Genomic DNA, 16,101 nt, shown 5'->3' with positions numbered 1-16,101 from the left:
TGGCGGGCCGAGCCGGAGGAAATCCAGGCGGGACGGAGGTGTTGACGCGATGCCGAATTCGATCCTTTGGATCGGTCTGGTCGTGCTCTGGGTCTTCGTCCTGTTCCCGATCCTCGCCGACCGTCACCCCAGAATCCGCCGGACCACCGACGCCGCGCTGGCAACCAGGGTCCTGCACCGCGGCGGCGGTAAACGGCGTCTCAAGAAGGGCCCGGCCGCCGGGCACGAAACCGATCCGAACTGGCGACCCCGTGGGCGACACGATGGACGCCGCGTACCGAGAGAGTATCCCCACAGCGATGATGCGGAGGACCGGATGACGACACCGGCCGACGAGCCCGTCACCGAGACCGACGAGGAGAACACACCCACGGCCGACGACGCCGTGGCATCCGACATCGCTGCCGCCGAAACGGACGACATCGAGATCGACGACTTCGCCTCCGCCACACCGGAGGAGGACGAAGCGGAGGACCGCGAGACGCGTTACGACGAGCCGGGCGACGACGAAGCCGCCGAAGTCGCTGCGAAGATCGACACGGGGACCGATGATGACCGCGTGGGCGCACACCACCCCGAGCCGGTCGCGGCCAGAATCCCGCCTGCGCGCTCCACCGCGCCCGCCATCGTGGACTACGACGAGTACGACGACTACGACGACTACGACGACGCGGGCCCGGACGAGCCGGATTTCGTCCCCAGCCGCCGTGGTCGTGGCGGCTACGATCCCGAGGCCGACGCCATCGCCCGCGCGGCCCGCTACACCTTCCGGCAGCGCGCCGTGCTCGGCCTGCTGCTCACCGCCATCCTCTTCGGCGGCCTCGCGTTCGTGTTCACCCCCATGCTGTGGTGGGGTTGCGGACTCGCCGTCGCGGTGCTGGCGACCTACCTGGCCTACCTTCGCAAGCAGGTGCGGATGGAAGAGGAGATCCGCCGTAACCGGGCGGCCCGCCTCCACCGCGGCCACCAGGGCGAAGCCGATCCACGCGCGCGCCGGAGCCGCACCGGGCGCGGCACCATGGACCGCGACACCGCCCGCGCGATCCGTCGCCGCTCCACCCTGATCGAGCCCGACGACGAAGACCCCATGTTCGCCCACCTCGACCCCTTCGACCCGGCCACCGCCCGCGCCCTGCGCACCCGCACCAGCGGCGACATCCGCCGCGCGGCGGGCGCGTAGCGCTCCGGCATATCCGCAGGTCAGGGTACCGATTCGGAGTCTAGGGTGCTGGCCTGATACAGTGTCACAGCGCGGTTCCCCGGAACCGCACGGGGCTATAGCGCAGTTGGTAGCGCGTCTCGTTCGCATCGAGAAGGTCAGGGGTTCGATTCCCCTTAGCTCCACCACAGGGGTTCCTATTAAACCGGAGACCGAAACAATGCCCGCAAGGGTTGTTTCTCCGGTGAGGTTCTTCCGACTAGAGGCTCCCGCATCGCGGGGGCGTCTAGTCCTTGTTGGCTGTGTCGACATGGCCGCCCATAGCCGTTCTGCTTCATGGAAGTCATCGAGCGGTTGGTTGCGTGTGTCCGCCTGTACGCCATCCGCATCGAGGTAGAACGCCTCATAGAAGGTCTGGTTCATGAATCGCCGGGTGTCATTGTCGGCGCGGCTGTAGAGGCTGAAAGGGTTCGACGCCAGCTCCAGAGCGGTCTTGACGACCTCAACACCGGCGGCAAGCTCGGTTGCCGTTTCGAGCCTTCGGGATCGCGCACTCTCGCGTTCCATTTCGATCTTGCGGAGTCGGGTCTTGATCTTGCCGTGCGGAAGCCGAAGCCGCCGTCAGTGGCGAGGTCGAGCAATCGTTCTTCCTTGACGCCCAACTCCTTCAGTCGCTTGGTGAACTGGGTGTGCATCGCGCGCACGCTGCCTTGGCGATCTGCCACGGTGTCATCGAGGATCGCCGTGATGTTGGCGATGAACTCAGGCGTCAGCGTGAGGGTGCGGTAGTGGTCGAGGATGGCCGCTTCGACGTGTTCGACTGGCAGGAACGGCAGATCGCAGTCCCAGTCCTTGCGCATGCGGCAGAAGAATGATGGGAGGTGCCGCCTCGTCCCTTGGCTTCGGTGTGATGAGGCGGGATGTGCGCTCGTGACGGGCGCCACGGAGTGGTACCCACACGCACACCACCCCGCTCTGCGGCATGACCCAGCCGTCGAACTGGAGTCCAATCATCTTGTAGGGACGGTGATTTCGACGTAGGCCGCTCGGTGAGTGGGCTGCCGGTGGCCTGTGCCGATTGACCTTCCGACCGGCTGCGCTGCCGACGGATCGGCGCGGGCGGCCCATGGAGGCGGCGGCGCATACTACTCTATGTAGTAATTAGTATGTGAAAAATGTGAGCTAACTCATAGTTTGAAATTCATCCACAGACATTGTGACGCGCTCCACAGGCTGTAGTCGAACAAACATACGATAACCGTTGGGTTTGCAGATTTATCCCCAGGCTGTGGATAATCGCGAGGGATGTGGGGTTGCTTCGAGGGTGCTGGACTACCGACGCGGAATCCCATACTTGTCATTTGACCGGCGTAGGCTTTTGCTGTGAGCGGAGCGTCCGCCTCTGTCAGGCGAGGTTACTCGCAGGCTGTGGGCGCGCGAACTGCGGATCTCAGACTTATCGGCAGTTAGCTCGTTGACTCAGGCGGCGAAAGGTGTATCGAACCGTGGCGGCGTACTACACGGCAGACGATTTGCGTCGGGCAGCTGGTGCTATCACCGCCAGTGCGGCTGGCAGCGTTCTCTCTCGTGAAGCGAAAAGCAATCAGTATGGCAGATTTGATATATTTCTGAGCCACAGTTTCCATGATGCCATTTTGATCACAGGGCTGCGAAACATTTTGCAGGGACTCGGGCTGACAGTCTATGTAGACTGGATTGACGACCCGGAGTTGGATCGGTCAAAAGTTTCTGCGGCAACGGCTGATCGACTGCGCGGTCGAATGAACCAATCTACCTCTCTTGTATTCGCTACGTCTCGCGCATCCTCCAAGTCAAAGTGGATGCCTTGGGAATTGGGCTATTTCGATGGCGAGAAGGGGCCGGATCGGGTCTCTATCTGTCCAATCGAGACAAATGATTCCGGTAGCTTTGTCGGGCAGGAGTACTTAGGTCTGTACAAGACGATCGAGAAGGTACGGGACGGGGTGGATATACTGATGGCGGCTGTGCATCCTGCGCAAAATATCGCCGAAGATGTTCGGTCATTCGGGCGAAAACTCGGTAATTATTATCATATTACGCGAAGCGCATAGGGGATCGCGTAGCTCCTTCGGGTAGACATGGTCGCACCGGATGGCCACCAAGGGCGTCGAATGGGTGTGCATCCCACACTCCGTCGCTTAATGGAAGCTCATAGAGTTCTATCAAGATTTTTGGCGCGGTGACACTGCGATACGATTTGGGATTGGTATAGGCTGTGACAAACTCAAACTGCTCATTCTGCGCAATCGCTAGCGGACAAGACTCTAACGTCCGAGAAATATACCGAGATGCAAATGTTGTTGCATTCTTTCCTCTGGAACCCGCGACGCACGGTCATACGTTGGTGATTCCGGTTCGTCATGTGCCCGAGGTCTGGGGGCTGCGCAATGATGAGCTTGCTCCGCTCTCGCTTGCCACTATCAACGTGGCAAGGGCGATTCGTGACGGACTGGCACCGGACGGACTCAACATAATTCAGTCGAACGGTGACGCTGCGACGCAGACTGTTAACCACATGCATGTGCATCTCGTCCCGAGGTGGGACAACGATCGGATGCCAGCGATCTGGCCGTCTGGCACGGAAGAAACTGACGCTACGCTGAATGACGCTGCTCAGCAGATCAAAGCTTCGATCAAAGAAGGTGGCCCAATGTCGTCGCCTGAGGATCGTCGACAGCATTTGGGATTCATTCAAGCTGTTGTGACGCGTATGGCGCAAGCCTCATCCTCGGCGAAATCTTGGCTGTTGCCGATTGTGACGGCCACCTATGGGTATGCGATCACCAAGGACGCCCCACTTGTTGCGATCATTGGTGTCATTGCTGTCGCGATTTTTGCCCTGCTAGATGCGAACTACCTCAAGCAAGAGCGCGCCTTCCGCAAACTTTATGACAAGGTTGCAGAAGGTGGGCCCACTCCTGTCTTTTCCATGAATCCTACGCTTGCCGGTACGGCAAGCAATCGGGGCAATTATTGGCCGGATTTGCAGGATTGGAAATCCTGGTCGGTCGCACCAGTGTACTTGCCTCTGCTAATTGCTGGCTTGTCGATTGCGGGATTGTATACCTGGTTGTGGTGAAATAACCCTCGCGCGTGAAGGCTGGAGCGACCGCTGGATCGACGCGAACTCGATAGCTCAATAAAGGAGAAGAAGTGGCTCGGAAAGTGTTTTTTAGTTTCCACTACCAGCGCGACGCCTGGAGGGTTGGGCAGGTGCGTAACTCGAACGTGGTGAGCGCATTCGATAAAAACCCGTTCTATGACAAGGCGCAATGGGAAACCGTTAAGCGGCAAACGCCTGGTGGTATACAAGCATGGATTGACAAGCAACTTAACGGCACGTCTGTGACCGTTGTACTCATCGGAGCTGAGACCGCTGGTCGCCGATGGGTCAAATATGAAATAGAGAAAAGTATCGAGTTGGGGAAGGCTTTGCTGGGAGTCCATATAGCCGGAATCAAGAATCAGCGCGGAGAAACCGATAATCTTGGTGTAAATCCGCTGCCGTCGCAGTATCCCGTCTATTTATGGAACAAGAATGGTGGGGCGGCGAATCTGGGTAGGTGGATCGAAGACGCGGCTTCGAGCCAAGGGCGCCACTAAAAGGTGTACCCGGGAGCATCTTCATCGCCGCTCCCGCCCTTGTGTATCCCGCATGGCAACACCTCGTCTACGCAAGGCCCGCTGAATGGTACCTGAACCGACTCTGAACCGCTCACTGATTCGCGCGAGCGACTGACCCGATTCGTAGAGTTGTGTCGCGTCGGTAATTTGCTCCTCGGTCAGGCTTTGGTTGCGCATAGTGACGCCCGCCTCGCGCAGGAGCTTGAGTACCGTTCCCTTGCCGAGACTGTAGTCGCGGACGAGTTGAGTGCACGACGTGCCCGCTGTGTACTTCGCCGCGATCTCTACGCGGAGGGCTGGCGTGAATCGACTGGCGACAGTCTCGGTGCGGGGTCGGGTTGGGGTTTGATGCCCTCGGCGGGCGCGCGTGGCAAAGCGTTCCTTCACGGCGTGGACCGACCCCGTAGGTAGTCCTTCCTCGAATACGCTCCTACGTAGTCCGCAATGACCGTGCAGGTCAGGGCTATGATGTCGGCTCGCATCGAGACGTCATCAACAGAAGCTCTCAACATCTGCACGGTCTTCTGCGTTTTCGAGCAGTCTCGAACCCGTGTTGATCGGCTCCGCGAGGAGTCGAAGTGTGTCGTGCGTGGTGTGGTGAGCCGTAAGGATGGGGCGGCGGCTATGAACGCCACCGCCCGCCCCACATTGGGAACGGGCGGTATCAGCGTCCTACTCCGGCCGCGTCGGTTTCTCCTGTACGACCCACGATGCGCCGGTCACGGGGTCGTATTCGGTCACCGTTCCATCAAGGTGACGGGCTCGGTAAGACTCGGTGAGGTACCCGGGGTCTTTCATCGTGGTGTCGAGCGCCGCCGTGATCATGGCCGGGTCGATGCCGAGGGCGCACAGTTCCTGGGTAGGAACCGAGTCCGCATCGGCGAGGATCGCCAGCATCAGATGCTCGACGCCGATGAACCCGTCGCCGCGGTTGTGTGCGATGTCCGCGGCCGCCGCGACCACCTGCTCATAGCGCGGCGTCCGAATCAACTCGTCGTCTGCCATCCCGCCAGTGTCCCACTACTGCCCGAGAACCTCTGTCCACTGGTAATAGGTGTGACCCCACGAGTCCTTGTACTTCTTGCAGATCCAGAACCGCCACCCGTAGAACCCCTCGTCCGTTCTCACGCGCGCACCGTCATTGAGTCGGCTGCACGTGAGCGACGGGCTCCCGTCGGCTGTCTTCTCCGACTCGGGCCAGTTCGCAGCGTCCGACCCTCGGCACGCCGAGTTGTCGTTCTTCGGGTCGACGTGTCCGAACAAGCACGGTCCGGCGCTGGCGACCGGGGTGACTGTGGGCAGTATCGCGCCGCCGACGAACATCGCGGCGGCCGCCGCGCACACCACAGCCGCAGTTCTGATTCGAGCTTGGATGGTCATGATTCCCTCCGTTACTTCTGAGCTCCCGCGCTCTGGGGAGCGAAATCGGCCCGCCTATCCGGTGGGCGTCTGGGCACCTCTGCCTATCTCTGGCGAGATGCGTCGGGGCGGATCCGCTTCGCGTCGATGAGCGTCTGCCAAGCCGCTCTCTTCCGCCGGCACAACGCGACATCGCAGTTGCGGTGCCGCTGCATCGTCTGGTGCGCCTCCCGGACACCGAGTTCTCGATCGGGCGCATCGTGCGGAAACCCTGCGGCCCACAACGTGTTATCCATCCGCCGCTCGGCCACGCGCGCCTTGACCGTGTCGGGGTCGACGGGAACCTGCCACCACATCGAGGCCGCAACCACGGGCGCCATCACCAGCAGTGCGGCGCTGAGCCCGATCGCGAAGATGACCCACCCGTTCACTCGGCATCACCCTTGCGGAGCTCCGGCGCACTGAAAGCCGGGCCGATGATCGTGAACTCGTCTCCTCGAGTGCCGTACTCATCGACCAGTGCCCATGTCTGCGGCTTGTCGACGGCCATCCAGATCGGGCCTTCGGAGCGGGCGATAGCAAGTTTCGCGGCGTCGTCGGCTGTGAAGATGGCGATTGTGGCTTCCAGTTCGGCCGAGGGCTGATGTTCCATCGCTCATCCCTCCGGGTTTTGGACGTGGGCCGGGATGATCTGGAGGGGAGTGACCACGCCGCAGACAGCAGTGATTTCGTCCATCATCGGCGGTGGAATGTAGCGCTGATCCGCGATAATTACCGCCGCGAGGCGGTGTCCGTGAATTTTGGCGAGCAGCAACGTGCCAGTCTCGGGCTCGGTCTCTTCGCCGGGTGTGAGCGTCTCGACGACCGTGTAGCCGACTTGCTCGGCCAGTTCGCGGATCGTCGTTTCTTCTCGCTGCGGGTCGGCTGCCAAATCCTTCCGCAGGAACCCGATCACCTTTGCGGTCATACCGTCCTCGCTGCTAGTGGGTTGGTAGGCACCCGGCGCCGAGGATCTTCAGACGGCGTCTCCCGGCGTCGGGGCCGGAAATAGCTTCGGGGCGACGGCGGTGGCGCTTCGGTGGCGGTTTGGTGGACCAGTGGGGGCGTTGTGGTGCACAGTGAGTCGCGGCCACTTCGTCTTGGGAGACAACATGGTTAGCGTCAGAGAGTGGACTGGTAAGGAAAGCCGCGCTCTGCGCGATGCTTTCCGATTGAGCCAGGCAGATTGGGCCCGCAAGTTGGGTGCCCATGAGCGCACGGTTAAGCATTGGGAAGCCGGGCGATCAATCCGTCCGGCGTATCAAGCAGTGCTCGATACGACGCTGTCTCTTGCACCAGCGGAGGTCGTAGCGGCGTTCCGCGCGCGGCTACACCCGAACGAGGAGAACGACGTGGATCGGCGGCAATTGTTCAAGGTAGGAGCGCTCGGCGCCGGTGGGCTGGCGGTGCTCGGCATCGGCGACGCCGAGCGTGCCCGCTGGCTGATGTCCGGCGCGGGCCGTCCGGACGCTGCCGCGCTGGAAGTTGTGCGGAGCACTCTCTACTCGGCGATGCAGCTCGACGACATGCTCGGGTCGCCTGCCGCGCAGGGACTCGTGATCGCTCAACAGCAACTCGTCGAGGCCATGTTGATCGATTGCCCTGTCGTGATGCGCTCCGCAGCGCTGGCCCTGTATGCCGAATGGACCGGCTTCGCAGGGTGTCTGGCGTGGGACTCGGGCGAGTACGACACCGCCGCGCGGCTCTACCAGCTGGCGCGCGAGACAGCGCACGAGGCCGAGGACGCCGACCTCGGCGCGTACATGCTGTGCCACCTGTCTCAGCTCGCCATCTGGCAGCGCCGCCCACGTGTCGCCGTCGACCATGCCGTCGCCGCTCGAAGCTGGGTCGCCCAGAGCGAGGATGCGCCGTTGCGTGCGTATGTCGCGATGCGCGCGGCCGAGGCCGCCGCCGTCGCCGGACAGCGGCAGGCGTGTCTCGTCGCGCTGGACGAGGCCGACGAGGCTATCGCTGGCGTGGAGCCGTGCCACCCTTCGCGATCGCGCGCCTACTTCGTGTCGGAGGCGATGATGCACTCCTATCGCGGCAACTGCCTCTCGATCCTGGGCGAAGCTCGAAGTGCGGTAGCGGCGACACGACAGGCGCTGAGCCTCATGCAGCCGCAGTACGTGCGTGATCGGGCGATATCGCTGCTCGAGTTGCAGCGGTCCCTCGTCCAGCTCGGCGAGGTGAACGAGGCCGCGAACACTGTCGGCGACGCTGCCGACCTCACCGCGCAATGCCGGTCACCTCGCTTGGCAGCTGCGATCCGGGACGGCCGCCGAGTGTTGTCGCCGTGGGCGGGTTCGCCGCCGGTCCGTGAGCTGGACGCGCGCCTCGCGGCTCGGGATATCGTGATGATATGAGCGCGGAGCAGGAAGCCGAGGTGTTGGCGCGAATCGAGCGCGCCAAGGCCGCGCTACTCGGCACCGGCGAAGTATTCGCACGCAGCGAGGGCGGCCGCGCCCCCTCGCGGTCCGATCGGTTCAAGCAGGCCCGGGAAGAAGTGCACGCCGCAGAGCAGGCGCGTAACCGGCTACTCTGCGAACTCGTCGGCGACGACAACGTCGTACCGGTCGAGCTGGCGCAGCGACTGGGGCTGACCGGGCGCGAGGCCGTGACCATCATCGAGACCGCGCGGACGGGATCGCCGCACATGCGGGAGTATTTGCTCGGTCAGCCGCGCTCGGCGAAGTAGTGGATCAGCCGCAGCTCCAACAACGAGACCCGCGCTCGCATCCAAGCTGTGCGGGACGCCGGTTTGATTCCCCTTAGTTCCGCCAAAGGCGAGTGCTCGTGTAAGAGCACTCGCCTTTTGCTTCTGTGTGGCGGCTGTCCAAGCTCGTGTCCGCCACCGAGTGGTGCTGTGCCGGTGCCGGAGATTCTGTGCGAACCCGCGGGGACCTACGCGGCGATGGTGGTGACGCGGAGGTGCGCCTCGATATCGGCGGGGGAGCCGGTGTAGTGGAGGGTGCGTAGGCCGAGGCTTGCGGCGGCTTGGCAGTTGTCGGCGCGGTCGTCGACGAACAGGACGCGGCTGGGGTCGCGAAATCCGGTCGCGGCGAGGGCGTTTCGGTAGGTGTCGGGGTGGGGTTTGTTCATGCCGAGGCGGGCCGAGTAGAGGGCGTCGGTCATCAGGGTGCGCCAGTCGGAGGCGTCGAGGGCATCGCCGACCGGGTGGGGTGCGTTGGAGAGCAGCACCATCGGGAGATCTGCCCGACGGGCATGGTGGAGGAGGGCTACGACGCGGTCGTCGGTCCGGGTCCACAGCGCGGTGTCGACGGCGCGCAACTGGGTGAGCAGTTCCGGGTCCGGGCGATGGCCGAGCACGGTGGTCCAGAAGTCCGTGTCGTCGAAGTCGCCGGAATCGTAGGGTTCGCGGGCGCTCCAGAAAGCATTTTGGAAGAGTTCGAGCTGGTCTGCGTGCCATCCGGCGAGTTCGGCGAGCTCGCTCCACATGGGAACGGTGGGCTGCAGGCCGATGACGCCGTTGTAGTCGAAGATGACCGCGTCGAGTTCCACGGACTGGTGCGGTAGTGCAGTTATCACCGGTTGCTCCAAGGCTTGATGGGACGGACGGCCACGCCTGCGGAGGCAGGCATGAGGGGATGCCGTGGGTATGACGATTCCCGCCTCCTTCCATGACGGAAGAGGCGTGCGAACTGTGGATCGAAGGAAGGTTCCGCGAGTCAAAGGCTGGAGGTGGTGCGCGACGCTGCGCGAACAAGCCGAAACCTACCAAGGGGTACGTCGGGGTACCACTCGGGACGGGCCTTGGTGATCCGCTCCACAAAGTGCCGTCCGCAGGTCTCACCGGTGTCGGAGTCGAGATCACTCACCGAGGTCGGCTGACAGCCCGCGCACGAATACCATTCGGCGCTTGTCATTCTCGGAAATGCGCGGTGCTTCAGGAGCTGCCGTCGGGCCCGTGGGCGGCGTGGTCGAAACGCGATCGAACCTGGGCGGCTCGCTGACCGTCGGTCGAACAAAGGATACCGGAACAACGTTGTGAGCTGCGACGATTCGTGCCGGAGCCGCCCCGGAGCGGGCGCCGTGTCGAGGTGCTCGGGATGGTCGACAGTCAGGAGGCTGGGGACCTGGTTCCGGCAGAGCGGCGGTCGGCGGCTTGGGGGGATTTCGGTCTCGTGCTGGGGTTGGCGGTGTTGTTAGGGGCGGTGACGCACTTATCGGATCGCCGATAACCTTTCGGGCTGGGCGGATCTCGCTGGACCCGTGTGGGATGTGATTCAGTCGAATGGGAACTGGGGTGGCGCGGGCAAGACATCATCGAAGCGTTCGGCGCGTTGACCGTGGCCACGTTCGTTTATCAGTGCGCTGAATTGGCTTGGCGACGACGCACTTTGGGCAAAGTCTTGCTCGATCTCCGAGTGGGTCGGTGCGCGGCGGCGAGGACCGACTGCGGCGGGGGCAGGCGGCGCGGCGCGCTTTCGTGGGCACGATGACCGACCTCGGGCTGTACTCGTGCGCCTGCATCGCGCTATTGGCGGCCCAGTTCGTCTGTCCTTCGTGCTGTGGCTGATCGCGATCGTCGTCTTGGTGATCAACGCGGTGTGCGTCTTCGGTTCGAGTCGCCGCTCCCCGGTCGATCACGTCGCGGGAACTGTTGTCGTGCAGGCCGGAGCGCTGCGGAAGTACAGCTTGCCGCCCCCGAGCAGATGCGGCAGTTGCGCGATTCCGAACGGGCCGTGCAGGTGCGCGAACTCGGGCAAGACGTCGGTCGTCGGACCGCGGAATCGGCTCGGCGGGTGATCGCATCGGAACGTGGTCAGCAGGCGCAGCGTGTGGCCGAGCGGGCTGGAATCGGCGCCGACCGCATCGCAGGGCCGAAGGGGAGGAGGTGGTTCTGATACCTGGCAGCGCCGAGGAATCCCGCGCCTGCCAGCCGTCTCAGGCGGTGGCGGTTCGCAGTGCGAACCATCCCGTGCCGGGGTCGGAGTAACCGTGGTACATCAGGCGCACTCGCTGATCGACTTCGAAGAGGCGATAGACCGCGAGCATGGCGCGGGCGATAGCTTCCTGCTGGAAGTCGTCGATGCGGCGGTAGCCGATCGGGTGCTCGGGGAGCAGCGCCAGGCGGGTGAGTTCGGTGGGGTCGGTGACTTCCAGGCCCATCGGTGCGGCGTCGGTGATGTGGTGGTCGTGCAGGATGTCGTGGATCCGGTGCGGGTCGGGGCGGCCGGAGCGGAATCGGTGGACTTCGGCCCGCAGCGCTGGACCTGCGGGCTCGCTCTCGACCACGTCGATCAGCTCGGGATCGACGCTCGGTGTTCCGGTGTCCTCGGCGATCGGGGTTTGTTCGAGCAGGTGCAACATATTGCCGCCGGGAAGCAGTGGCTCCGGGGCGAGGAACAGGGTGACCGTCGGGCAGACGCAGCCGTGGCCGAGCAGACAGACGCGCATGTGGAACGAGTCGGGCATGCGGCCCTCCTCCATCGGGACGGGCCGTGGGTAGACGGCCCTTGCTGGATAGGGACTTCGTGTTGTGCCGATCGCGGAATCGCCCTGGCGCTTCGACGGTCGACCGTGCCGCAGTTCCCCAGTCTAGGAGCCGGGCACTGCCCGCGCATCGGCATGTTCCGTCTCGATTCGCGGAACATGGGGGCAGGAAAAGTAGGCACAGGGTGATGATCAGCCGGGCAGATGGCAGAGTCCGAGGGTCTTGCTGCGCAGGGCTCCGAGGCTGATCTTGTCGCCGCCCGCGCCGGTGGCGCGAAGGGATTCGATGTCGGCGAATCCCGCATTGGAGGCGTTGTCGTTCAAGGCGTAGCCGGTGCCGTCCGGGGCGATGAACACGGCGACATCGCCGGGGCGGCATTCCAGGGTGCCGTGGTCGACGGTGAGTGGCCACAGATAACCCATGTTCTCGCTGCCTACCGCTTGGCTGCTGGAGGTGGGCGGGGGCAGGGGAGACGGCGTGGCGTGCGCGGGATGCTTCGGGCCTGATCCGCCGCCGCATGCCGAGGTCGCCAACGCACCGGCGATGGCGCAGACGACCAGTATTCGCGCGCGATACCTTGCCCCCGTATCGAGAGCAGCGGTTTCCTTTGACACAGTGTTCCCCCTTTGCGGCACGCCGTCCCCAGGCGCTAGACGAGCAGCCAATTGGCCGAAAACGACTCGGCGCCAACCATATCGGACGCGGCTGTGAAGCGGGGACGTGGCGGGCGCAACCGCCGCTCAGCTGATCCGTATCTCGACCGGCGGAGCCGCTACGTGCGGATAGTCGGTGGTCACGTCGACCCGCACTCGACCTGGGCCGGTGGGCAAGGCGGCGAAGACGGTCGCGGCCGGCTGATTCCGAGCGGTCTTGTCGCTGACGGGCACGGCCACCGTGCCTGCCGCGCCGGTGTCGAGGTTGCGCCAATTGGCGAACGCCGTAAAGGTGCACGGCATGCCCGTCGGCGTGTTGCTGACGAAGCTGATGCCGAAACGGGCCGCCCCGGGCATTCCGGCGGGCGAGGAGACGCCCGCTCGGCCTTCGCCGTAGCAGGTGTCGCCGAAGGTGCGGATTACTCCGATGTTCACGAATGCGGGTTCGTCCGCGGTCGCCGGACCCGCCGACGCCGCGAACCCGCCCACGCACAGCGCCGCGATCAGGGCGCTTCGTCCGACCAACTGCCTGTTTCGCACTGCCGATCACGCTCCTTCTTCGTCGAATCGAGCACTCTCGGACGGTCATTGTGCCCCGTTCGTCGGCGTTCGCGGTTCGATCGCGCGGCACGTCGTCGCGTGTCGACCCGATACGCGACCGGCGCGCGCACGCATAGCATCGGAGTGTGGAGCGAGGATCGTTGCTGAAGGCTCGGGCCGGCGGGAAACTGCACGGCGGCAATCACGGGATCGCGCCGGAAGAGGTGGTGGCCGCGCAGCGGGCCCGCATGCTGGTGGCGATGATCGAGGCGGCCGCGGACAAGGGCTACGCGGCGGCGACGGTGGCGGACGTGCTGAAGCGGGCCGAGGTGTCCCGGATGACCTTTTACCAGCACTTCGCGAACAAGGAGGCGTGCTTCCTCGCCGCCTACGACATGGCCGTGGAGATCGTGATGACCAGGATCACGGGCGCGCTCACCGCTGACGGCACGCCGCTCGAGCGGATCGATCGGGCACTCGACGCCTACTTCTCCACTCTCGCGCAAGAACCACAGGTGGCGAAGGTCTTCTTGGTGGAGGTGTACGCGGTGGGAAGGCCGGTGCTGGAGCGGCGGTTGGCGACCCAGGCGGCTTTGGTGGACGGTTTCGCCGAGGCGCTCGGCGCGACGCGCCCGCATCAGCAGCTGGCGGGCGAGGCGGTGATCGGCGCGGTCGTCTCGCTGGCTACCAACCGAGTCGTCGCGGGGGACTTCGCCGCGCTGCCCGGGTTGCGCGAGCCGCTGATGTCGTCGCTGATCAGGAATCTGGTGTGCGGCCGGACAGTCGTCCGGCGACCGCGGGCAGCCGATCCAGCATCGCCACGGTGAAATCGGCCAGCAGCGCGATCAGCCCGTCGCGGTCGACGTCGAGCCCCCCGTCCAGCCAGACGAGAACCAGTTCGGCCGCGCCGCCGGTGATCAGCTGGGAGGTCGCGGCGATCGCGGTGTCCTGCCCTTCGGGCAGCTCGAGCACCAGGCGGGTCTGCTCGATGATGACGTCGGCGACCTGGCGCATGCCCGCGAACCGGCTGCGCATGAGCGCCTCATCGCCGTAGGTCTGGGCGAACGCCACTTTCGCGCGTCGCGGATCGTCGGTGAGTTCGACGATGAGGGCCGCCACTCCGGCGCGGATCCGGTCGGCGGGCGTGCCCGTGGTCTCGGCGATGGCGGCCTTCGCCCGGTCCAGCGCCGCCTGCTGGATCTCCACCAGCACCCCGGAGGCCAGCGCATCGCGGTCGGGGAACGCCTCGTAGAAGAAGCGCGGGCCGACCCTGGCCTGTTCGCACACCCCGCGCACGGTCAACGCCGACAGTCCCTGTGTGCCGATGATGTCGAGGGCGGCGTCGAGCAACCGCCTGCGCCGGTCCTCGCGGCGCTCGGCCGTGGAGGCTCCGCGGTAGGTGCCGCTGACGGTACGGGTCACTACGCCAGCTTGGCACAGCCGAAATTGGGAAACAACCGTTTACGGAAACGATGGTTTCCTCTATCGTCGGACTATCGCAGCGTCGCGAAGGGAAGATCGTCATGAGTCTGCTTGTGCCCCAGTCGTTCGATGAGATCTCCGGCACGATCCGCCAGGCGCGGACCACCTGGGCGTGGCACGCGCAGCGCGCGGCCGCGCGAGCGGTCGCGCATTACCCGGCGCCGGTGCGGCCGCTGGCCGATCCGCCGCCGGGCAGCGGACTGAAACCGGTGCTCGGTGACTTCGGGCTCCCCGGCATCGGATACACCTTGCACGCGTTGGCCGACCCGATTCACTTCGCGCGGACGCGTTTCGACCGCTTCGGCCCGGTGCAATGGTTCGGCATGCTCGGTCGGCGCATGGTCACCTTCGGCAGTCCGGAGGGCTACGAGGCGGTGATGTTGGACCGCGACAAGGTGTTGTCGGCGCAGCGCGGCTGGGAGTGGCTGATCGGCCCGTTCTTCCGCGGGGGTCTGCTACTGCGCGATTTCGACGACCACCTCTTCCATCGGCGCGTCATGCAGCAGGCCTTCACGCGGCCGCGGTTGATCGGGTACCTCGACCTGACCACGCCTCGGATCACCCGCGGCATCGCGCAGTGGGAGGCCGCCGAGGATTTCCCGGTCTACCGGGCGATCAAGAAACTGCTGCTCCAGCAGGCCACCGAAGTCTTCGCGGGCGCCGAATCCGGCGCGAGCTCAGCCCGATTGGAGCGCGCCTTCGAGGACGCGGTGCGCGGCGGGGCCGCCTTGATCCGGGCGAACGTGCCGGGCGGTGTGTGGGCCCGCGGCGTGCGTGGCCGCCGGGTGCTCGAGGAGCACTTCCGCCGCGAGTTGCCCGCGAAGCGCGCGGGCGGCGGCAGCGATCTGTTCAGCGTGCTGTGCCGGGCCCGCACCGCCGACGGCGAGACCTTCACCGACGCCGAGGTGATCGAGCACATGATCTTCGTGATGATGGCGGCCCACGACACCAGCACCATCGCCGCGTCCATGCTCGTCTACGAACTCGGCAGGCACCCCGAATGGCAGGAGCGGCTGCGCGCCGAATCCGTCGCGTCGGGCAAGCCCGCGCTGGACTACGACGATCTCGACCGCCTGCCCTCGCTCGATCTGGCGTTCAAGGAAGCGCTGCGGGTCTACTCGCCGGTGGCCCAGCAGGTCCGCGAAACCATCGCCGACGCCGACATCCTCGGCTACTACCTGCCGAAGGGGACGTTCATCCTCTGTGGCACGTACGGGCTGATGCGCAACGAGGAGTACTGGAACGATCCCGATACCTTCGACCCGGAACGTTTCGCCGAGCACCGTCGTGAGGACAGATCGCACCGCTTCGCCTGGGCGCCTTTCGGCGGCGGGGCGCACAAGTGCATCGGCCTCTACTTCGGCGGCATGACCGTGAAAGCCGTAGTGCATCAAATGCTGTTGCGGTATCGCTGGAGCGTGCCGGACGGCTACCAGCTGCCACTGGTCGCCGGCACCGGACCGGTGCCCGCCGATGGTTTGCCCATCCGGCTGGAGCGGATCGTCCGATGAGGATCATCGCCGACCGTTTCGTCTGCGCGGGGCACGGCATGTGCGAAGCGCTGGCGCCCGATCTGTTCCGGGTCGGCGCGGACGGGATCGTCGTCCCGCCCGACACCGTCACGAGCGATCGGGAGTTGCTCGAGCTCGTCGTCGACAGCTGCCCGGTCGCGGCGCTGCGGTTGGGCTGAGGTCTCCCGGCTCGTTTCGCGTCCGCGGCGCTGGGTACCGCGAACTGCGATATTC

The 16,101-nt window shown here is 64.8% G+C and carries 20 protein-coding genes and 1 tRNA gene; 10 read left to right on the top strand and 11 right to left on the bottom strand.

Features of this window, described 5'->3' with window-relative positions; translation table 11 throughout:
- Positions 1-49 precede the first annotated feature (49 nt).
- Positions 50-1,180, top strand: a complete 1,131-nt coding sequence (sepX, locus tag ACWEH3_RS13295) for a divisome protein SepX/GlpR (protein WP_450020306.1) — start codon at positions 50-52, stop codon at positions 1,178-1,180.
- A 91-nt stretch (positions 1,181-1,271) separates the two neighbouring features.
- Positions 1,272-1,347: transfer RNA gene (locus ACWEH3_RS13290), tRNA-Ala, on the top strand.
- Between the two features lie 231 nt (positions 1,348-1,578).
- Here ACWEH3_RS13290 and ACWEH3_RS13285 read toward each other — a convergent pair.
- Positions 1,579-2,019: a hypothetical protein gene (locus tag ACWEH3_RS13285; RefSeq protein ID WP_450020308.1), complete on the bottom strand. Its 441-nt coding sequence runs from the start codon at positions 2,017-2,019 to the stop codon at positions 1,579-1,581.
- A 645-nt stretch (positions 2,020-2,664) separates the two neighbouring features.
- On the opposite strand from ACWEH3_RS13285, the gene ACWEH3_RS13280 reads away from it, so the two are divergent.
- The 3 genes from ACWEH3_RS13280 to ACWEH3_RS13270 all read left to right on the top strand — a co-directional run bounded on the left by ACWEH3_RS13280 (position 2,665) and on the right by ACWEH3_RS13270 (position 4,804).
- A complete protein-coding gene (locus ACWEH3_RS13280; protein ID WP_450020310.1) occupies positions 2,665-3,252 on the top strand; it encodes a hypothetical protein in 588 nt (195 codons plus the stop codon).
- A 164-nt stretch (positions 3,253-3,416) separates the two neighbouring features.
- Positions 3,417-4,280 carry an HIT family protein gene (locus tag ACWEH3_RS13275; RefSeq protein WP_450020312.1) on the top strand — a complete coding sequence of 288 codons (864 nt, stop codon included), beginning with the start codon at positions 3,417-3,419 and terminating at the stop codon, positions 4,278-4,280.
- Positions 4,281-4,354: 74 nt separating this feature from the next.
- Positions 4,355-4,804: a TIR domain-containing protein gene (locus ACWEH3_RS13270; protein ID WP_450020314.1), complete on the top strand. Its 450-nt coding sequence runs from the start codon at positions 4,355-4,357 to the stop codon at positions 4,802-4,804.
- A 693-nt stretch (positions 4,805-5,497) separates the two neighbouring features.
- Here ACWEH3_RS13270 and ACWEH3_RS13265 read toward each other — a convergent pair.
- The 4 genes from ACWEH3_RS13265 to ACWEH3_RS13250 form a co-directional block, all read right to left on the bottom strand.
- Positions 5,498-5,830: a Clp protease N-terminal domain-containing protein gene (locus ACWEH3_RS13265; protein ID WP_450020316.1), complete on the bottom strand. Its 333-nt coding sequence runs from the start codon at positions 5,828-5,830 to the stop codon at positions 5,498-5,500.
- Between the two features lie 458 nt (positions 5,831-6,288).
- Complete coding sequence (locus ACWEH3_RS13260) at positions 6,289-6,615, bottom strand: hypothetical protein (RefSeq protein WP_450020318.1); 327 nt, start codon at positions 6,613-6,615, stop codon at positions 6,289-6,291.
- The gene (locus ACWEH3_RS13255; RefSeq protein WP_450020320.1) at positions 6,612-6,836 is read right to left on the bottom strand and encodes a hypothetical protein; all 225 of its coding nucleotides are present in this window, start codon (positions 6,834-6,836) and stop codon (positions 6,612-6,614) included. The genes ACWEH3_RS13260 and ACWEH3_RS13255 overlap by 4 nt, the downstream gene beginning before the upstream one ends.
- Positions 6,837-6,839: 3 nt before the next feature.
- Entirely contained in the window at positions 6,840-7,151 is a 312-nt protein-coding gene (locus ACWEH3_RS13250) for a hypothetical protein (RefSeq protein WP_450020322.1), read from the bottom strand.
- Between the two features lie 151 nt (positions 7,152-7,302).
- Here ACWEH3_RS13250 and ACWEH3_RS13245 point away from each other — a divergent pair, with 151 nt between their 5' ends.
- Together ACWEH3_RS13245 and ACWEH3_RS13240 are read left to right on the top strand one after the other, a co-directional pair.
- Positions 7,303-8,589 carry a hypothetical protein gene (locus tag ACWEH3_RS13245; protein WP_450020324.1) on the top strand — a complete coding sequence of 429 codons (1,287 nt, stop codon included), beginning with the start codon at positions 7,303-7,305 and terminating at the stop codon, positions 8,587-8,589.
- The gene (locus ACWEH3_RS13240; protein WP_450020326.1) at positions 8,586-8,921 is read left to right on the top strand and encodes a hypothetical protein; all 336 of its coding nucleotides are present in this window, start codon (positions 8,586-8,588) and stop codon (positions 8,919-8,921) included. The genes ACWEH3_RS13245 and ACWEH3_RS13240 overlap by 4 nt, the downstream gene beginning before the upstream one ends.
- Positions 8,922-9,127: 206 nt before the next feature.
- On the opposite strand, the gene ACWEH3_RS13235 is transcribed toward ACWEH3_RS13240, so the two are convergent.
- The 5 genes from ACWEH3_RS13235 to ACWEH3_RS13215 form a co-directional block, all read right to left on the bottom strand.
- Positions 9,128-9,772 carry an HAD-IA family hydrolase gene (locus ACWEH3_RS13235; RefSeq protein WP_450020328.1) on the bottom strand — a complete coding sequence of 215 codons (645 nt, stop codon included), beginning with the start codon at positions 9,770-9,772 and terminating at the stop codon, positions 9,128-9,130.
- 1,058 nt (positions 9,773-10,830) lie between these two features.
- Positions 10,831-10,953 (bottom strand): hypothetical protein, encoded by a 123-nt coding sequence (locus ACWEH3_RS13230; RefSeq protein WP_450020330.1) that lies wholly within the window; start codon positions 10,951-10,953, stop codon positions 10,831-10,833.
- 178 nt (positions 10,954-11,131) lie between these two features.
- Positions 11,132-11,662: a hypothetical protein gene (locus tag ACWEH3_RS13225; RefSeq protein ID WP_450020332.1), complete on the bottom strand. Its 531-nt coding sequence runs from the start codon at positions 11,660-11,662 to the stop codon at positions 11,132-11,134.
- A gap of 210 nt (positions 11,663-11,872) precedes the next feature.
- On the bottom strand, positions 11,873-12,295 hold the full coding sequence (locus ACWEH3_RS13220; protein ID WP_450020334.1) for a DUF2511 domain-containing protein: 423 nt from the start codon (positions 12,293-12,295) through the stop codon (positions 11,873-11,875).
- Positions 12,296-12,421: 126 nt separating this feature from the next.
- Entirely contained in the window at positions 12,422-12,874 is a 453-nt protein-coding gene (locus tag ACWEH3_RS13215; RefSeq protein WP_450020336.1) for a hypothetical protein, read from the bottom strand.
- 146 nt (positions 12,875-13,020) lie between these two features.
- Here ACWEH3_RS13215 and ACWEH3_RS13210 point away from each other — a divergent pair, with 146 nt between their 5' ends.
- Positions 13,021-13,701 (top strand): TetR/AcrR family transcriptional regulator, encoded by a 681-nt coding sequence (locus ACWEH3_RS13210; RefSeq protein ID WP_450020338.1) that lies wholly within the window; start codon positions 13,021-13,023, stop codon positions 13,699-13,701.
- Here ACWEH3_RS13210 and ACWEH3_RS13205 read toward each other — a convergent pair.
- The gene (locus tag ACWEH3_RS13205) at positions 13,631-14,296 is read right to left on the bottom strand and encodes a TetR/AcrR family transcriptional regulator (RefSeq protein ID WP_450020340.1); all 666 of its coding nucleotides are present in this window, start codon (positions 14,294-14,296) and stop codon (positions 13,631-13,633) included. The genes ACWEH3_RS13210 and ACWEH3_RS13205 overlap by 71 nt on opposite strands.
- 101 nt (positions 14,297-14,397) lie before the next feature.
- Here ACWEH3_RS13205 and ACWEH3_RS13200 point away from each other — a divergent pair, with 101 nt between their 5' ends.
- Together ACWEH3_RS13200 and ACWEH3_RS13195 are read left to right on the top strand one after the other, a co-directional pair.
- A complete protein-coding gene (locus ACWEH3_RS13200; RefSeq protein ID WP_450020342.1) occupies positions 14,398-15,867 on the top strand; it encodes a cytochrome P450 in 1,470 nt (489 codons plus the stop codon).
- Positions 15,864-16,046 carry a ferredoxin gene (locus ACWEH3_RS13195; RefSeq protein ID WP_450020344.1) on the top strand — a complete coding sequence of 61 codons (183 nt, stop codon included), beginning with the start codon at positions 15,864-15,866 and terminating at the stop codon, positions 16,044-16,046. Before ACWEH3_RS13200 ends, ACWEH3_RS13195 begins: the two co-directional genes overlap by 4 nt.
- Positions 16,047-16,101 lie beyond the last annotated feature (55 nt).

It is taken from the genome of Nocardia sp. NPDC004718 (assembly GCF_053601535.1).
The sequence above is the reverse complement of the archived record's forward strand: the minus strand, read 5'-3'. Positions and strand labels throughout refer to the sequence as shown.